The organism is Bacteroides rodentium JCM 16496 (assembly GCF_000614125.1).
Lineage (GTDB): Bacteria > Bacteroidota > Bacteroidia > Bacteroidales > Bacteroidaceae > Bacteroides > Bacteroides rodentium.
This window is the reverse complement of the sequence record NZ_BAKJ01000005.1, coordinates 74589-91899: the sequence shown is the minus strand read 5'-3', so window position 1 is coordinate 91899 and position 17311 is coordinate 74589. Positions and strand designations below refer to the sequence as shown.

The 17311-nt window shown below is 47.8% G+C and carries 9 protein-coding genes and 6 pseudogenes; 10 read left to right on the top strand and 5 right to left on the bottom strand.

Going from position 1 to position 17311, the window contains the following annotated elements; translation table 11 throughout:
* Positions 1–15: 15 nt before the first annotated feature.
* The 5 genes and pseudogenes from JCM16496_RS03560 (at position 16) to JCM16496_RS03540 (ending at position 6909) form a co-directional block, all read left to right on the top strand.
* Positions 16–1502: pseudogene (locus JCM16496_RS03560) on the top strand (hypothetical protein).
* A 29-nt stretch (positions 1503–1531) separates the two neighbouring features.
* Entirely contained in the window at positions 1532–2713 is a 1182-nt protein-coding gene (locus tag JCM16496_RS03555) for a glycoside hydrolase family 26 protein (RefSeq protein ID WP_025832363.1), read from the top strand.
* A gap of 186 nt (positions 2714–2899) precedes the next feature.
* Positions 2900–4809 (top strand): annotated as a pseudogene (locus JCM16496_RS03550) (DNA topoisomerase IV subunit B).
* Positions 4806–5264 carry a pantetheine-phosphate adenylyltransferase gene (gene coaD / locus JCM16496_RS03545; RefSeq protein ID WP_025832362.1) on the top strand — a complete coding sequence of 153 codons (459 nt, stop codon included), beginning with the start codon at positions 4806–4808 and terminating at the stop codon, positions 5262–5264. The pseudogene JCM16496_RS03550 and the gene coaD overlap by 4 nt, the downstream one beginning before the upstream one ends.
* Positions 5265–5295: 31 nt before the next feature.
* The gene (locus JCM16496_RS03540; RefSeq protein WP_025832360.1) at positions 5296–6909 is read left to right on the top strand and encodes a S41 family peptidase; all 1614 of its coding nucleotides are present in this window, start codon (positions 5296–5298) and stop codon (positions 6907–6909) included.
* A gap of 91 nt (positions 6910–7000) precedes the next feature.
* Here the strand turns inward: JCM16496_RS03540 and JCM16496_RS03535 are convergent, their stop codons facing one another.
* Entirely contained in the window at positions 7001–7603 is a 603-nt protein-coding gene (locus JCM16496_RS03535) for a phosphatase PAP2 family protein (protein WP_016272288.1), read from the bottom strand.
* Between the two features lie 105 nt (positions 7604–7708).
* Between JCM16496_RS03535 and JCM16496_RS03530 the strand changes: the two are divergent.
* The 4 genes and pseudogenes from JCM16496_RS03530 to JCM16496_RS03515 all read left to right on the top strand — a co-directional run bounded on the left by JCM16496_RS03530 (position 7709) and on the right by JCM16496_RS03515 (position 12242).
* A pseudogene (locus tag JCM16496_RS03530) lies at positions 7709–8610 on the top strand (helix-turn-helix domain-containing protein).
* Positions 8611–8772: 162 nt separating this feature from the next.
* A complete protein-coding gene (locus tag JCM16496_RS03525; RefSeq protein ID WP_439644511.1) occupies positions 8773–9429 on the top strand; it encodes a succinate dehydrogenase/fumarate reductase cytochrome b subunit in 657 nt (218 codons plus the stop codon).
* A gap of 77 nt (positions 9430–9506) precedes the next feature.
* The gene (locus tag JCM16496_RS03520) at positions 9507–11453 is read left to right on the top strand and encodes a fumarate reductase/succinate dehydrogenase flavoprotein subunit (protein ID WP_025832355.1); all 1947 of its coding nucleotides are present in this window, start codon (positions 9507–9509) and stop codon (positions 11451–11453) included.
* A 33-nt stretch (positions 11454–11486) separates the two neighbouring features.
* On the top strand, positions 11487–12242 hold the full coding sequence (locus JCM16496_RS03515) for a succinate dehydrogenase/fumarate reductase iron-sulfur subunit (RefSeq protein ID WP_005830925.1): 756 nt from the start codon (positions 11487–11489) through the stop codon (positions 12240–12242).
* A 138-nt stretch (positions 12243–12380) separates the two neighbouring features.
* Here JCM16496_RS03515 and JCM16496_RS03510 read toward each other — a convergent pair whose 3' ends face one another.
* The 4 genes and pseudogenes from JCM16496_RS03510 to JCM16496_RS03495 all read right to left on the bottom strand — a co-directional run.
* Positions 12381–13244 (bottom strand): helix-turn-helix transcriptional regulator, encoded by an 864-nt coding sequence (locus JCM16496_RS03510; protein ID WP_025832352.1) that lies wholly within the window; start codon positions 13242–13244, stop codon positions 12381–12383.
* Positions 13245–13392: 148 nt separating this feature from the next.
* Complete coding sequence (locus JCM16496_RS03505) at positions 13393–14361, bottom strand: fimbrillin family protein (protein ID WP_025832350.1); 969 nt, start codon at positions 14359–14361, stop codon at positions 13393–13395.
* Between the two features lie 49 nt (positions 14362–14410).
* Positions 14411–15393, bottom strand: a pseudogene (locus JCM16496_RS03500) (DUF5119 domain-containing protein).
* A pseudogene (locus JCM16496_RS03495) lies at positions 15390–15905 on the bottom strand (DUF3575 domain-containing protein); the annotation flags it as partial. The pseudogenes JCM16496_RS03500 and JCM16496_RS03495, both read right to left, overlap by 4 nt.
* A 592-nt stretch (positions 15906–16497) precedes the next feature.
* Between JCM16496_RS03495 and JCM16496_RS03485 the strand changes: the two are divergent.
* A pseudogene (locus JCM16496_RS03485) lies at positions 16498–17300 on the top strand (glycerophosphodiester phosphodiesterase family protein).
* The last annotated feature ends 11 nt before the right edge of the window (positions 17301–17311 follow it).

Here is a 17311-nt window from a genome sequence, read left to right as displayed (position 1 = left end):
CCATATTAAAAATAGATGAAAAAGATAAATATCCTGCTGAACGGCCTGCTCTTGGGCATGGCAGCAGCCTGTACACCCAAAGAGGTGACAGAAATCACCGTATCACCGGAAGTCATCAACGCCGACTACATAGCAACGGTGCCGAATGGGACCCCTACGACGAAGCAGAAGCGTGGGGCTCATCTATCTCCGACGAAGACTGGAAAACGCTATATAAGCGATTGGACTTCATGAAGCCGCAATACGTGCGCTGCATGATAAACAGTCCTTACCGCTATTATGATTCAGAAAGCGGGAAATACGATAAGACCCGAAACATAGAGTCTATCTCCCGGTTACTTGAATATTGCACAAAGCAAGGAATTACCGTTATTTACGGTGAATATAACCCGCCCACATGGGACATGAAAGAAGACCAAAAATGGGTAGATATGTCTGTTGATTACCTCAACTATCTGGTCAATGATCTCGGTTTCTCCTGCATCAAGCATTTCGTCATCTTCAACGAACCTGACGGGAGCTGGGCATCCACTAATGGAGATTATGAAATGTGGAAAAAGATGCTTTTCCGATTCCACAAAAAGATGGAGGAATATCCCGGACTGACAGAGAAAGTAACACTTGCCGGTCCGGACGTAGTAGCTGATTATCGCAACAAAGCATCCAACCATGATGCTGAAGGATGGGTAAAACAAAGTGTACTTGATGCTGACTCCATCATCGGGATATATGACGTACACTCCTATCCCGGACAAAATGAAGTACGTAACGGTAAATATCCAGAAATACTGGCCCGTTACAAACAGCACCTTCCCGAAGGAAAGAAAATCGTATTAGGCGAAGCTGGATATAAATACTGGCGCAAGGCCGACTCCCTGCTGATGGCAGAGTACAACCGCCGCGTAGAAGAACATCCTTTCACCAAAGGAAGTGACTGCAATATGCTCTGTTACGATTATTTCTATGGCCTTGACATGCCTTTATTGGCAATGGAAGTAATGAATGCCGGCTATTCGGGCATGGCAGTGTGGATGTTAGACGATGCCATGCACAGCAACGGTGACTCCGGCAAAACGGAAGACGTAAAAATCTGGGGATTTTGGAATATATTAGGCAAAGAAGTCTTCAATAAACCGGATGAGGAAGAAATTCGCCCTTGGTTCTATTCCTGGTCACTTATGTGCCGCTATTTCCCTACAGGAACAGATATTTTGCACAGTTCGGTAACATCAACAAATCAAGATATTTATGTGGTAGCGGGTACATACAAAGGCAAATTAACTGTAGCCTTAGTAAACGTCGGAGAGAAAGATAAAAATATCCGCATAACTCTTCCTCAGCCAATGGATAATGCCTCTCTTTATGTATATGAAGAAAACAACTTGGCAAAGGACAGTGATGGATTCCCGATTCCCTCAAAAGACGGCTTGAAGTTGACAAAAGACTATGAGACAACTTTAAAAGCACAGACTTTCCAGTTATTGACTGATATCAAATATTAACTAACACACTCTCTATGAATGCCGGATTTATGAAAAAATTATTTATCCTTATTCTTACGGGATGGGTTAGCTTTTCCGCTTGTTCCGAAAGCAATGACACCCCCGGTAACCCTAAGCCGGAACCGCCCGTTGCCGAAAACACAGAACTAAGCATGGTGGACAAGAATGCCACCGCAGAGGCCAAAGCACTGTATGCCAACCTATGGGAAATACAGCAAAAAGGATTCATGTTCGGCCATCACGATGACTTGTTTTACGGTCGCAAATGGTATGATGTATCCGGAAATTCGGATACAAAAGATGTATGCGGAGACTATCCGGGAGTATTCAGCCTGGACTTTGCCGAAATTATGGACGACCGCCACGAAGGAAACAAAGCCAATGCCATCCGCAAACGCTGCATCCTTGAGGCACGCCGCCGTGGAGAGGTCATTATGGCTTGCTGTCATCTGAACAATCCTTTGACCGGCGGTGATTCCTGGGATAACTCCAATGCCCATGTGGTCAGCGAAATTCTGGACGAAGGAAGCGAGATACAAAACAAGTTCAAGACTTGGCTCGACCGTCTGGCTGTCTTTTGCCAAGAACTGAAAGATGATGAGGGAAAGCCCATCCCTATCATCTTCCGTCCTTTCCACGAACATACGCAAACATGGTCGTGGTGGGGAGCTGGTTGTACTACAGCCACCGAATTCATCGCCCTTTGGAAGTTTACGGTAAACTACCTGCGCGACACGAAAGGCATACACCAGTTCATCTACGCCATCTCCCCACAAATGGACACCGTGAAGAGCGAAGATGACTTTCTCTTCCGCTGGCCGGGCGACGACTATGTGGACTTCATCGGTATGGATTGTTACCACGGGCTGAATCCTACTACTTTTTCCTATAATCTGAAAGCCATTTCCGACTTGTCCCAAAAGAAACGGAAACCTTGTGGAGTAACGGAAACCGGCGTGGAAGGTTTCACAGCCAAAGACTACTGGAGCAAACAAATCCTGACTCCGGCCACCGGTCACAAAGTGAGCATGATTGTAATGTGGCGCAACAAGTTTGTAGGTGGAAATGAACAGGACATGCACTATTTCTCCGTCTTCAAAGGACACGCCAGTGAAGCCGACTTCATGAAGTTCTATAACAATGAATTGACTCTTTTCAGCAAGGACTTGCCGGACATGTACCTGATGCCCGAGCATACCACAATAAAATGAGTTTCTTCTTTCCCTTTGCCTGCTCCCTACCTGCTCCCTACCCGCTCCCTCCGCTTGGATACGGAGATAACAGAGAGTTGGCAGGGAGCAGACTATATGAAGGTATGTGAACTTTCAATAAACAAAATACCCCCTTGTATATATCATATATAAGCTATATATTTGCAAGAAACTAAAAAAAGGGAGATGGAAGAAGAACAAAATACCAATGACGGCCTGCCATTCAGCGAACCGTCTGTAGAATATACCGACGACAACATCCGCCACCTGGACGACATGGAGCACATCCGTGTCCGTTCCGGTATGTACATAGGCCGCCTGGGCGACGGTTCACAAAGCGACGACGGTATCTACGTCCTACTGAAAGAAGTAATGGACAACAGCATCGACGAGTTCAAGATGGGTGCCGGAAAGCGTATAGAAGTGACTATAGAAGACAGTCTGCGTGTCAGCGTACGCGACTATGGACGAGGCATTCCGCAAGGAAAACTCGTAGAGGCGGTCAGCAAGCTGAATACCGGAGGTAAATACGACTCAAAAGCCTTCAAGAAAAGCGTCGGACTGAACGGTGTGGGCATCAAGGCGGTCAATGCGCTGAGTAGCCGTTTCGAGGTACGCAGCTACCGCGACGGCAAAGTACGTACCGCCATCTTCGAGAAAGGAACGCTGTTGAGTGATGTGACCGAAGACTCGACAGAAGAAAGCGGAACCTATATCTTCTTCGAACCGGACGCCACACTCTTTCTGAACTACTCCTTCCAGAACCAGTTCGTAGAAACCCTGCTGCGCAACTACACCTACCTGAATACGGGCCTCACCTTCATTTACAACGGCCAGCGCATCGTCTCCCGCCACGGACTGGAGGACTTGCTGAAAGACAACATGACCAGCGAAGGACTTTACGACATCATCCACCTGAAAGGAGAGGACATCGAGATAGCCTTCACTCACACCAACCAATACGGCGAAGAGTACTACTCCTTTGTCAACGGGCAGCACACCACCCAAGGCGGTACACACCAGACTGCCTTGAAGGAACACATTGCCCGTACCATCAAGGAGTTCTACAACAAGAACCAGGAATATGCCGACATCCGCAACGGACTGGTAGCCGCCATCGCCATCGACGTGGAGGAACCCATGTTCGAGAGCCAGACCAAAACGAAACTGGGCAGCAACAACATGTGGCCTGCCGCGCCGCAGGAACACAAGCCCGCCGGCCCCACAGTGAACAAATACGTAGGAGACTTCATCAAGACGGAAGTAGACAACTACCTCCACAAGAACCCGCTTGTGGCCGAAGTGATGTTGCAAAAGATACAAGACTCCGAGAAAGAGCGCAAAGCCATTGCCGGCGTCACCAAGCTGGCCCGCGAACGCGCCAAGAAAGCCAACCTGCACAACCGCAAGCTGCGCGACTGCCGCTACCACTTGAGTGACGGTAAAGGCAAAGACCAGGAAACCGAATCCTGCATCTTCATTACCGAGGGAGACTCCGCCAGCGGTTCCATCACCAAGAGCCGCGACGTGAATACCCAAGCAGTATTCAGCCTTCGTGGTAAACCACTAAATTCCTACGGACTCACCAAGAAAGTAGTTTATGAAAACGAAGAATTCAACCTGCTACAGGCAGCCTTGAATATAGAAGACGGCATAGAGACACTGCGTTACAACAAAGTCATCGTAGCCACCGATGCCGATGTGGACGGCATGCACATCCGCCTGCTGATTATCACCTTCTTCCTGCAGTTCTTCCCCGACCTGATAAAGAAAGGGCATGTATATATCCTGCAAACCCCTCTCTTCCGCGTGCGCAACAAAAAGAAGACAAGTTATTGCTACACAGAGGAGGAACGTGTGAAAGCCATTGAAGAACTGGGTCCCAACCCCGAAATCACCCGATTCAAAGGTCTGGGAGAAATCTCGCCCGACGAGTTCAAGCATTTTATCGGCAAGGATATGCGTCTGGAACAAGTGTCCCTGCGCAAGACAGACTCGTAAAAGAACTGCTGGAATTCTACATGGGTAAGAATACCATGGAACGACAAAACTTTATTATCAACAACTTGGTTATAGAAGAAGATTTGGCATCATGAGAAGAGCTATCTTTCCGGGAACATTCGACCCGTTTACTATCGGACACTCTTCGGTAGTGAGCCGTGCACTGACTTTTATAGACGAAATCGTCATAGGCATCGGCATCAATGAAAATAAGAATACGTATTTCCCCTTGGAAAAGCGCGAACAAATGATACGGGAATACTACCGGAACGAGCCGCGCATCATTGTGCAGTCCTATGACTGCCTGACTATCGACTTTGCCCGGCAGGTAGACGCCAGTCTGATAATACGCGGCATACGCACCGTGAAGGATTTCGAATACGAGGAAACCATTGCCGACATCAACCGCAAACTGACCGGCATAGAAACCATCCTGCTCTTCACCGAACCGGAACTTACCTGCGTCAGTTCCACCACCGTGCGCGAACTGCTGCAATACGGCAAGGACATCAGTATGTTCATACCGGAAGGAATGGAGATTAGGGATTAGGGATAAAGGATTAGGAATTAAAATGGAAATGATGAAGAAACTATTTACTATTATAATATGTATATGCGCGGTGACGGCGCAAGCGCAAAAGCCGAATAACGAGGCCCTGCGCAAGCTGCAAATGGCAGAATTTGCCATCACCAACCTTTATGTGGACAAGGTGGATGAAGACAAGCTGGTGGAAGAAGCCATCATCAAGATGCTGGCACAACTCGACCCACACTCCACCTACAACAATGCCGAAGAAGTGAAGAAGATGAACGAGCCGTTGCAAGGCAATTTCGAGGGCATCGGCGTACAATTTCAGATGATAGAAGATACCCTGCTTGTAATACAGCCCGTCAGCAACGGCCCTTCCGAAAAGGTGGGCATCCTCGCCGGCGACCGTATCGTAGCCGTCAATGACAGCGCCATTGCCGGAGTAAAAATGAGCACGGAAGATATTATGAGCCGCCTGCGCGGACCGAAAGACTCGGAGGTGAAACTGACCATCGTGCGCCGCGGCGTGGACGACCAGCTGTACTTCACCGTGAAGCGTGACAAAATTCCCATCCGCAGCCTGGACGCATCTTACATGATACAACCCAAAACCGGCTATATCCGCATCAACCGCTTCGGGGCAACCACCGCCGAAGAGTTTGCAGAAGCTCTGAAAAGCCTGCAAAAGAAAGGAATGAAAGACCTTATTCTCGACCTGCAAGGCAACGGAGGAGGGTATCTGAATGCCGCCATCGACCTTGCCAACGAGTTTCTGAAGCAAAAAGAACTCATCGTCTACACCGAAGGAAGGGCCGCACGCCGCAGTGATTTCTTTGCCAAAGGTACGGGCAACTTCAAGAACGGTCGTCTCATCGTATTGGTGGACGAGTACTCCGCTTCTGCCAGTGAAATCGTGACCGGAGCCATCCAGGACTGGGACAGAGGCGTGGTAGTAGGACGCCGCACCTTCGGCAAGGGACTGGTACAGCGTCCTATCGACCTGCCGGACGGTTCCATGATTCGCCTCACTATCGCCCGCTACTATACTCCTTCGGGTCGTTGTATCCAGAAGCCTTACGACAGTACCGCCAACCTCGACGGTCGTCTGACCGGCGAGAACAGTCAGGATAAGTATAACCAGGAACTGATAGACCGCTTCAATCATGGAGAAATGATTCATGCGGACAGTATCCATTTTGCCGACTCTCTGAAAGCACAGACCAAGCGTATGGGACGTACCGTTTACGGAGGTGGAGGTATCATGCCCGACTTCTTCGTCCCCATCGACACTACCCAGTACACAGACTATCACCGCAACCTCGTAGCCAAAGGCGTGGTTATCAAAGCCACTACCGGCTACATCGAGAAGCACCGGAAGGAGTTGCAGAACAAATACAAGAAATTCGAAGCCTTCAACGAGAAGTTCGAGATAGACGATAACTTCCTTGCCGAAATACGTGCGCTTGCCGACAAGGAGAAAATCAAGTTTGACGAGAAACAGTACAACCAATCCCTACCGCTCATCAAGACACAACTTAAAGCCTTGATAGCCCGTGACCTATGGGACATGGACGAATACTTCCAGGTGATGAACAGCACAAACCAGAGCGTGCAGCAAGCCTTGAAAGTGCTGAACGAAGACATCTACAGCACTATTATCCAATAGCCGACTTGAAACAAACTTAGGCGCGGATTACGCGGATTTCACGGATTTAGTTTATCTAACTCCGCGTATTCCGCGTAATCCGCGCCTAAAATCATTCTCCGAACAGCCACTTATTCAGCCACTTGTTGACGTAGATGTTGACCACAGCACATCCAGCACCGATTGCAGCCCCCGCCAGCACATCCGACGGATAATGCACTCCCTCGTTCATACGGGAAACTCCCACGGAACAAGCCCACAAAGCAGACGGAGCTATCACATACCATTTAGGATACTTTACACTGAGCGAGGTGGCAAGGGCAAAAGCCGTCGCCGTGTGTCCGGAAGGAAAAGACGGACTGCTTTCACGGCTATATGCATGCACTCTGTCGGGATATTTATCATAAGGACGCTCACGGTCCACCAGATACTTCATTCCATAAGTCACAACAAAAGCCCCCGCCACACTTGTACCTACGTAGACCGCATCTTTCAGCAAACCCTTATCATGTTTTATCCAAGCGGCAACCGCCATCGCCACCGGAACACCGACAGCAACATAGGGCTCCGAACGTGAAATTATCTTATTATAGTTACGGACAAACTTGCCATCCCAACTGTTCACCCGATGCAAAGTGTTGATATCCCAATTCTGTGCCGAAAGACCGGATACAACAAGGCAGATAAAATATACAAAAAAAATAGCCTTTTTCATAAGTCCTTTATATTAGTTTGACGCAAAGATAGGACAAATAGATAGAGTTTTCACAAAAAAATTCTATCTTTGTTGCCACATTTATAATAATTCGCTAATCATTTCATGAGACTGGAAACTTGCTGCAACCGACAGATTGATTGTATGGTATGTCCCCAAAAATCAGAAGGAGTATTGGTTTACCGCCACTATCCCAAGGGACAACATTTCTCTGCTGAAAAGTGCACACAGAACTGCATGATATTTATGCTGAAAGGTGAATTACTTGTAAACAGTGACGAATACCCGGGCACCACTCTCCAAAGCCGCCAGCTCATCCTGCAAGCCATCGGCTCCAAAGTAGAACTCCTGGCTTTGACCGAAGTGGAATACATTGTCTATTGGTTCACCGAGCTTCCTCTGATTTGCGAAGAGCGCTACAAGGAGATACTGAAACGCTCGGAAGCCCCCTTGACTTACACCCCGCTTACCGCAATTTCCATGCTCGAAGGCTCCTGAAAAGTCTTGTCTGCTACCTCAACGAGCAACCCTATGCGTGCAGCAAATACATTGAAATGAAATGCCAGGAGCTGGTATACATATTGACATGCTACTATCCGCTACACCAAATCAGTACATTCTTCTACCCCATCAGCACTTATACGGAAAGCTTCCAGTATTTCGTCATGCAGAACTACGACAAGGTGAGAAATGTGGAAGAGTTTGCCCACCTCGGCGGATATACCACCACCACATTCCGCCGTCTGTTTAAAAATATGTATGGGGTCCCGGTATATGAATGGATTCTGGACAAGAAACGTGAAGGAATTCTGAACGACCTGCAATACACCAAGCAACGCATATCAGTCATCAGCGCCCGCTATGGCTTTGATTCCCTATCACACTTTGCCCACTTCTGCAAAGACTCTTTCGGAGACACGCCCCGCGCCCTGAGAAAACGCTCGGCAAACGGAGAAAAGATTTCCATTATCTGCAAAGAGCAAGGCAAAGACCAGGAGGATGAGTAAACCTTTTACTTGTCCGTAAACTTCGCATTCTGCCGGATTACGGAATTATTTCTTTAATCGCTTGCTTTATCGCTGGATTTCTCCTATTTTTGCGAAACATTTACATCAGTGTCTTGACAGAACAATTTTTCAAACTATTAAATAACTTAAATTCAATCATTTATGTGGTTAAGTAATTCATCTGTAGGAAGGAAAGTGGTGATGAGCGTTACCGGTATCGCCCTTGTCCTGTTTCTGACATTTCACATGGCGATGAACCTGGTTGCATTAGTCTCGGCTAATGGCTACAACATGGTTTGTGAGTTCCTGGGAGCAAACTGGTACGCATTGGTGGCTACGGTAGGTCTGGCTGCCTTGTTCGTCATCCACATCATCTACGCTTTCTGGCTGACTATGCAGAACCGTAAGGCACGTGGTAGCGAACGATATGCCGTTACGGAAAAGCCCAAAACTGTGGAATGGGCTTCTCAGAACATGCTCGTACTGGGTATCATCGTAATCGTAGGTCTGGGCCTGCACCTGGTAAACTTCTGGGCTAAAATGCAGCTTCCCGAGTTGATGCACAACATGGGCATGCATGCCGACACCCTCACGCTGGCATATGCAGCCAACGGTGTCTATCACATTCAGAACACCTTCAGCAACCCTGTATTCGTAGTGCTTTACCTTGTTTGGCTGGGCGCATTGTGTTCCACCTCACTCACGGTTTCTGGAGCTCCATGCAGTCTTTGGGCTGGAACAACAAAGTATGGATTAACCGTTGGAAATGTATCTCCAACATCTATTCTACTATCGTTGTCCTCTGCTTCGCTCTGGTAGTTGTCGTATTCTTTGCAAAATCATTGTGCGGCGCTTGCTAAATTCAAATTGTAAATGACTAAATTGTAAATTGCATTATGACTAAGATAGATTCTAAAATACCGGAAGGACCGGTGGCTGAGAAATGGACCAATTATAAGGCTCACCAAAAATTAGTAAACCCTGCCAACAAACGTCGTCTGGACATCATCGTAGTAGGAACCGGACTTGCCGGTGCCAGTGCTGCCGCCTCTCTGGGCGAAATGGGTTTCAGAGTATTCAACTTCTGCATCCAGGACTCTCCGCGCCGTGCACACTCCATCGCTGCACAAGGTGGTATCAATGCTGCTAAGAATTACCAAAACGACGGTGACTCTGTGTACCGTCTGTTCTACGATACAGTAAAGGGTGGCGACTACCGTGCCCGCGAAGCCAACGTTTACCGTCTGGCTGAAGTATCCAACAATATTATCGACCAATGCGTTGCACAAGGTGTTCCTTTCGCCCGCGAATACGGCGGTACACTGGACAACCGTTCTTTCGGTGGTGCTCAGGTATCCCGTACTTTCTATGCCAAGGGTCAGACCGGACAGCAGCTGTTGCTGGGTGCATACTCTGCATTGAGCCGCCAAGTGAACGTAGGCACTGTGAAACTGTATACCCGCTACGAAATGGAAGACGTTGTCCTCATTGACGGACGTGCCCGCGGTATCATTGCAAAGAACCTCGTTACCGGTAAATTGGAACGTTTTGCCGCCCACGCTGTGGTAATCGCTACCGGTGGTTACGGCAATGCCTACTTCCTTTCTACCAATGCAATGGCATGTAACTGCTCTGCAGCCATGGCTTGCTACCGTAAAGGTGCCTGGTTTGCCAACCCTGCTTACGTACAGATTCACCCCACTTGTATCCCGGTTCACGGTGACAAGCAGTCTAAGTTGACTTTGATGTCCGAATCTCTGCGTAACGATGGTCGTATCTGGGTTCCAAAGAAGCTGGAAGATGCCAAGAAACTGCAGGAAGGTACACTGCAAGGAAAAGATATTCCCGAAGAAGACCGCGACTACTACTTGGAACGCCGTTATCCGGCATTCGGTAACCTCGTTCCGCGCGACGTTGCCAGCCGTGCCGCCAAAGAACGTTGCGACAAGGGTTATGGCGTGAACAATACCGGTCTGGCCGTATTCCTCGACTTCGGCGATGCTATCAACCGTCTGGGTGTTGACGTAGTTCGTCAGCGCTACGGCAACCTCTTCGACATGTACGAAGAAATCACTGACGTGAACCCCGAACACAACCCGATGATGATTTATCCGGCTATCCACTACACCATGGGTGGTATCTGGGTTGACTATGAACTGATGACCTCCATCAAGGGTCTGTTCGCCATCGGTGAATGTAACTTCTCCGACCACGGTGCAAACCGCCTCGGTGCTTCTGCGCTGATGCAAGGTTTGGCCGACGGTTACTTCGTATTGCCTTACACTATCCAGAATTACCTGGCCGACCAGATTACAGTTCCCCGTTTCTCTACCGACCTGCCCGAATTTGCAGCTGCAGAAAAGGCCGTTCAGGAGAAGATTGACTGGATGATGAACATTAAGGGTAAGAAGTCTGTAGACTCTATCCACAAGGAACTGGGCCACATTATGTGGGAATATGTAGGTATGGGACGTACGGCCGAAGGCTTGAAGGAAGGTCTGAAGAAGCTGAAAGAAGTCCGCAAGGAGTTCGAGAAAGAACTGTTCATCCCGGGCGACAAGGAAGGTATGAATGTAGAACTCGACAAAGCTATCCGTCTGTACGACTTCATCACTATGGGCGAGCTGGTTGCTTACGATGCACTGAACCGTAACGAAAGCTGCGGCGGTCACTTCCGTGAAGAATATCAGACTGAAGAAGGCGAAGCCAAGCGTGACGATGAAAACTACTTCTACGTGGCTTGCTGGGAATATCAGGGTTCTGACGAAAAGGAACCGGTATTGCTGAAAGAGCCGCTGGTTTACGAAGCAATCAAGGTACAGACTCGTAACTACAAGAGCTAATCGGGAAGTTGAACATTTAAAGAATTAAAGAAAATGGATAAAAATATATCATTTACGCTCAAGGTATGGCGCCAGAAGGGTCCGAAAGCAAAAGGCGCTTTTGAAACATACCAAATGAAAGATATCCCGGGCGATACTTCATTCCTCGAAATGCTGGATATCCTGAACGAACAGCTGATTTCTGAAGGTAAAGAACCGGTTGTATTCGACCACGACTGCCGCGAAGGTATCTGCGGTATGTGTTCGCTCTACATCAACGGACACCCCCACGGTCCTGCAACCGGCGCTACGACTTGCCAGATTTATATGCGTCGTTTCAACGACGGCGATACCATCACCGTTGAGCCGTGGCGTTCTGCCGGTTTCCCGGTTATCAAGGACTTGATGGTCGACCGTACGGCCTACGACAAGATTATGCAGGCAGGCGGCTACGTCAGCGTACGTACCGGTGCTCCCCAGGATGCCAACGCTATCCTGATTCCGAAGCCCATCGCTGACGAGGCTATGGATGCTGCCAGCTGTATCGGTTGCGGTGCTTGTGTGGCTGCTTGTAAGAACGGTTCTGCCATGCTGTTCGTTTCTGCCAAGGTGAGCCAGCTGAACCTGCTGCCCCAAGGCAAACCGGAAGCATTGCGCCGTGCCAAGGCTATGTTGAGCAAGATGGACGAACTCGGTTTCGGTAACTGTACAAACACTCGTGCGTGCGAAGCTGAATGCCCGAAGAATGTTTCCATCAGCAACATTGCCCGCCTGAACCGCGACTTTATCATTGCGAAACTGAAAGACTAATCCGGTCTTTCTGCAAATAATATAGGATGCGCTTCGGATAAACCTTTTGAGCAAGCTCAGATTTATCACTCAGCTTTCACTATATTTGATTAATATCACAAGAGACTCCTCTGCCGGGAAACCGCCGGAGGAGTTTTTTTATGACATGCCGTTTACTTCAGATAAATTGCCGGCACGCAAGCTACGGGGAGAAGCCCCGAAATTCTTTTTGCAGAAATTGGAAAAATGAGGCAGCGATTCAAAGCCATATTTATAGCAAATCTCTGATATGGAAGCATCCGTATAGCGAAGTTCATAAACCACGCTTTCCTTCCTCCGTTCCATCATCCACTCGTACACCGGTTGATGAAAAACAGAATTGAATATACGCCGGAAAGTAGCTACTGTATATCCTCCCAACTGGGCAAGTTCCTCTACTGTCTTGACTTTGGCATGATTCTGCAAGACAAAGTAGTGGAAGGAATTAGTATACTGGGCAAGAGGATGTATCAGCATGGAAAGCTCATAGTCGGAGTAGTAATTTCCAAGAATGAAAGCAAGTTCTTTCCGTTTGAAACAAAGCATTTCCCGGCAAATCTTCTCCTCGGACAAATAGGCCTTGGAACTTTCCAGAAAGAGCCGCAACTCGGGAGTAATGGTCAAAGGATAGAATATCAACGGAGGAGTAACCTCTTTCATAATATAGTCATACCGGTCCTCACAGAAGAATTCAGGCTTACTGAACCGGTAACAAACGCATTCCACATCCGTCATGGCAAGTATTTCGTATTTGGAACCAATGGCTTGAAGGATGAACTCACCTGCATGCAACACAGTTCCCGCATACTCCTTACTGTTGACAAGCACTTCTCCTTTCAGCAGGAAAATTACAATATTTTCCTCACACTTCCGTGCCGGCAGATGGAATCCCCTGGGATGAGAAGCATATATTATTGCATTGTCCACAGCCTTGGGACATTGAGCGCATTGTTTTTTACCTCTGCAAGCAGAAGAGTTGGGCATCGGCAAGTAGATTTGTTTGTTTGTTGCAGTGACAAAAATAGATAAATAATACTCATAAAAGAAACATTCCCCGAAAACTTTCATAAAGAAGTTTCGGGGAATGAATAAAATAGAAGTAATTCAGGTTTTTATTGCGAACAGTGCCGTTTTATTTTTCCACGTTCGTATCATCAGTCGTACTCCATGCACCAACTTCAGGTGCAAAGGTTACTTTTGCCGCCTTATTGGCCAGCGTCAGCGTATAACGTATCTTTTTACCTTCACCCCAGGCTTGTGTATCATTCAAGTCAATGGCGGAAGTTACAGTATCAAGAAGAGTACCATCCTTCTCTATATCATAGACAACATTGATTTTGGCATTCGCGTCCAACGTCTGAGGCATCAACATCCAGGCTGCATTCACTTCCACAGCCGTTGTATTCACCTCCAATGCACCGCCGGCAATCGTATGCGCATAAGTGGCTGTTCCTTCTTGTGACTTCCATGTTGAACCATCAAAATCATAAGTTCCCTTATTGTGCACGCCGGATATTGTAAGTGTTTTCAGTTTATAAGTCAAAGCGTCGGCTGCCTTGACAGTGAAATTTATTTGGGTCAGTATATGGCCGAATTTCAAAGATACCCCACTGGCATTTGATGCCTTGGTTGCATCCGTTACTTTCGCGGCTACCAAGTCCGTTTGGGTAGCTACATCTGCTACCGTATAAGTAATGGAAGGATATATAGCACCAGCAGCCGGTTGATTGTACGTCAAGGCTCCGGTACCCGGATTCCCGTAAGCAAAGAACTGCAATTTATCCGTCATGGGCCAATAATATGTCCCCCCAGTCAAACTCCAGTCGGGAGCACTATAGGTTACCTTAACATCTGCCATGAATTCCTTCATCGCATCAAAAGTCGCAACGGAGGCCATTGCTGTTGCTCCCGTATTATAAGCATACACAGTGAACCCTACCTTCTGCAATTCCGGCAAATCAGTCACTGTGGCTTTCGTAGTGTTACCCACTACTGTTCCCAATTTAATCTCCGCCTTTTGTCCGGCATTCTCTATCTCCTCACTTTCCGAGCAACTCATTACTGCTGCTGCAGCCAAAGCCAAAAATAAGACCTTCTTCATAATTGTCTGTTATTAAAGTTAATATATATATTTATTTGTCTGTTTGCTATCAATTCACCGGTAGCTCCACATCCGTCTCATCATCCCAATCATCCACATCGCCACCAATTCCTCCATCTCCTTCATCGGTTCCCGGTTCCAAATCATCCACCACAACCTTGTCCTCCGGTACGGGAACCTCGATATGGATTTCCGACCCAGGAACGTCCACATCAGGTTCTTCTTCGCCTCCTCCCGAGGGAGGAGCTGTTTCAATCACTTCCGTGATGTCCACCTTCACCTCTTGAACCGTTTTATCTCGTTTCACAATCTTCAGTGTCAGCAACATAGGACTATCCGCACGGGTCTTGGCATCTTTCAGTAATACAAAACTGGAGAAATACCCCCATAAAAGCCCGTTTTCACGCTTTGTATCCACACATATAGGTACCTCGCTCAAATGGCAAGCACGGTTTCCTATAAAGTAACTTCCGTTCAAACCATCCACATGGCAGATGATGCTCGATATTCTATCCCATCCTTCCACCTTTATATCAAAGGAATAATGGTCCACTACCGCTTCCGCTTCCAGTCCAACGGAAGCGCCACATCACTCTGCCTTATTTCCACCTCGTCCAAAGCCACCACATACAAAGGGTCGGGCGACCAAACCATATCTTCGTGCACATCCAGCCCCGTACAGTGTCCCGTAAAAGCCTCAATCGTCTCATAACTCTCGTCGCCCCGTATCTGTATACTCTCCGTATTGAAGTTATAGGCCACCACCGCATACTTTCCCGGCGGTACCTTCACCTCACCCCCTCCGGCAGGCAGATAGCTTTCAACCTTTTTCCCCTGAGTATCTTTCGGATAGAAGACAATCCGCATGGTCTGCGGCAGCTTATCCGTCACCCCTTTCCAATCCAATTTAATCTGTACTCCGCTAACGGGATAATCATCCAGCATATCGCGGAAGTCACAGCTTCCCAGCATTGGCAACAGTCCGAAGAGCAGCCAGAGAATCATATGCCGTGCTTCTTTCATACCACTCATCTCCCCGATGTTAGAAGCCACACCAAAGAAACTTTTGCTTTTGTCGGCCCGATAAAGTGATACTTTCCACTGCTGACCCAAACCAAGTCATTTCCATAAGAAGTATATTTCCGGTACTCCGTATCCAAGTATCCAATGCCCACACTGAATTCAATCGCCAGATGCCGAGCCAGTGGACGCACGTATCCATAAGTTATTCCTGCAGCTGCGTAATACTTCCCCCGGTATCCCTTCTCCTTTTTCAACTGAAAATCATAGGTACCTCCTTCGGCATATGCTCCCAGGAAGTGTCCGGACAATCTTCCGTGCGTATGGCGGTTTCCCAACCAGTAACGCGCCTCTGCCCCTCCCGAAAGGAGCTGATAGCAGAAACCACGTCTGCTGTCAGACCACCAAGGGCATTTGTACTCAACATTCAAAGACCACCTCTTTCCCAATGGCAGCTCCACTTCTATGTTCGGAGCCAAGGCCAGGTCGTAAAGCAAATTATTTTTTAACGCCAGCACCGTTTTACAAGTATGGTTATGGGATTCTGCCGACTTATTCTGCCCTATTACCTGCCCCGACATCATGCAAAAAAGGAGTAGCCAGAGGACATATATAAAAATGCGTTTTCCCATAATTTCGCGTTGTATACAAACAAAAGTAGAAGATAATTACCGAATAAAACCCACTTTCCATCACTCTTTTCAAAGGTTGAAAGGTTCTGTGAAACGATTGAAACAGATTTGCAACTTATACTTTCTTCTGAATGCTACCAACGGATTTTTCCAAGACCAGATACAATCCCAAAGCGAGTGTCATATAGACAAAAGTAATCCTTATAGCATCCCAAAAAGTCAATCCGTGTGCGGAAACAGTAAAATTCAGTGAAAGAAACACAAAAGAAGTAGCAGATACCTCCTGAAATTTGGAAGATAACAATGGGAACCTTACATTTGCAATGTGATTTTTTTCATAGTATTAGATTTAAGGTTAACAAAGGTTGGAGTACAGCGGTACTCCTTTTTTTATGCCCATACGCTTCTCCGAATGACAAAAAATAGCTATCTTCGATGGCTTTTATAACTGTTAAAGAAGAAAACATCACCACTTGAGCCCATTATGAAAAAACCGGTACTCGCATTGCTTTCCATAATCCTACTTACCGCAGGATGTTCCCAACAGCCTGCCGCCACCACCAAGATACCCCTGACCAGCGCACACCGTGTGCAGCCACCATCGCTCCCGAAAACACAATGGCATCCGTAGATTCGTGCATCAAATACGGTGTAGGCAATATAGAATGCGATGTCTGCATCAGTAAGGACAGTGTCTTCTACATACTGCACGATTCCACCCTCGACCGTACCACCAACGGTACCGGTGCCATCTCCCAATGGCTGTCCACCGACATCGATACCCTGGATGCCGGCTCTTGGTTTGCACCCCGATTTGCCGGACAACGGGTACTACGCCTTACCGACCTGCTACGCAAGGCCAAAGAGCACGGTTTAAGAATCACCATCGACTACCGCAACGGCAGTCTGCAACAATTACTGAACTTGATAAAGGACGAAGGCATGCTGGAAAACTGCAACTTCACCTTCAGCAAGGAGCAACATGCCAAATGCTTCAGAAAGATGGCACCCGAGGTAAGAACCCTGCAAGCCTACATCAAAAGTGAAAAGGACATAGAGCATGTCGTAAAGGAACTGCATCCCGACATCGCTGTCGTCTGGATTGACTCCCTTACCCCGCAATTCGTAAAGAGATGCCGTGAGCACAATCTGCAGGTACTGGCACTCGTCCTGGGACCGGACGACAAGACGGAAGAGAACCAGAAGGCTGTCGACCTGGGGGTAGACATCATAGCGACGGACCATCCGGAAAAGTTCATCATGAAATACGGGAAACCGTCCATATAAGGCAAGAGACC

What these genes read in the sequence shown, in the direction of transcription:
- JCM16496_RS03510 (WP_025832352.1), bottom strand. Translation starts at nt 13,244, where the DNA reads ATGCCCAACTCTTCTGCTTGCAGAGGTAAAAAACAATGCGCTCAATGT.
- JCM16496_RS03525 (WP_439644511.1), top strand. Translation starts at nt 8,773, where the DNA reads ATGTGGTTAAGTAATTCATCTGTAGGAAGGAAAGTGGTGATGAGCGTT.
- JCM16496_RS03515 (WP_005830925.1), top strand. Translation starts at nt 11,487, where the DNA reads ATGGATAAAAATATATCATTTACGCTCAAGGTATGGCGCCAGAAGGGT.
- JCM16496_RS03520 (WP_025832355.1), top strand. Translation starts at nt 9,507, where the DNA reads ATGACTAAGATAGATTCTAAAATACCGGAAGGACCGGTGGCTGAGAAA.
- JCM16496_RS03540 (WP_025832360.1), top strand. Translation starts at nt 5,296, where the DNA reads ATGAAGAAACTATTTACTATTATAATATGTATATGCGCGGTGACGGCG.
- coaD (WP_025832362.1), top strand. Translation starts at nt 4,806, where the DNA reads ATGAGAAGAGCTATCTTTCCGGGAACATTCGACCCGTTTACTATCGGA.
- JCM16496_RS03505 (WP_025832350.1), bottom strand. Translation starts at nt 14,361, where the DNA reads ATGAAGAAGGTCTTATTTTTGGCTTTGGCTGCAGCAGCAGTAATGAGT.
- JCM16496_RS03555 (WP_025832363.1), top strand. Translation starts at nt 1,532, where the DNA reads ATGAAAAAATTATTTATCCTTATTCTTACGGGATGGGTTAGCTTTTCC.
- JCM16496_RS03535 (WP_016272288.1), bottom strand. Translation starts at nt 7,603, where the DNA reads ATGAAAAAGGCTATTTTTTTTGTATATTTTATCTGCCTTGTTGTATCC.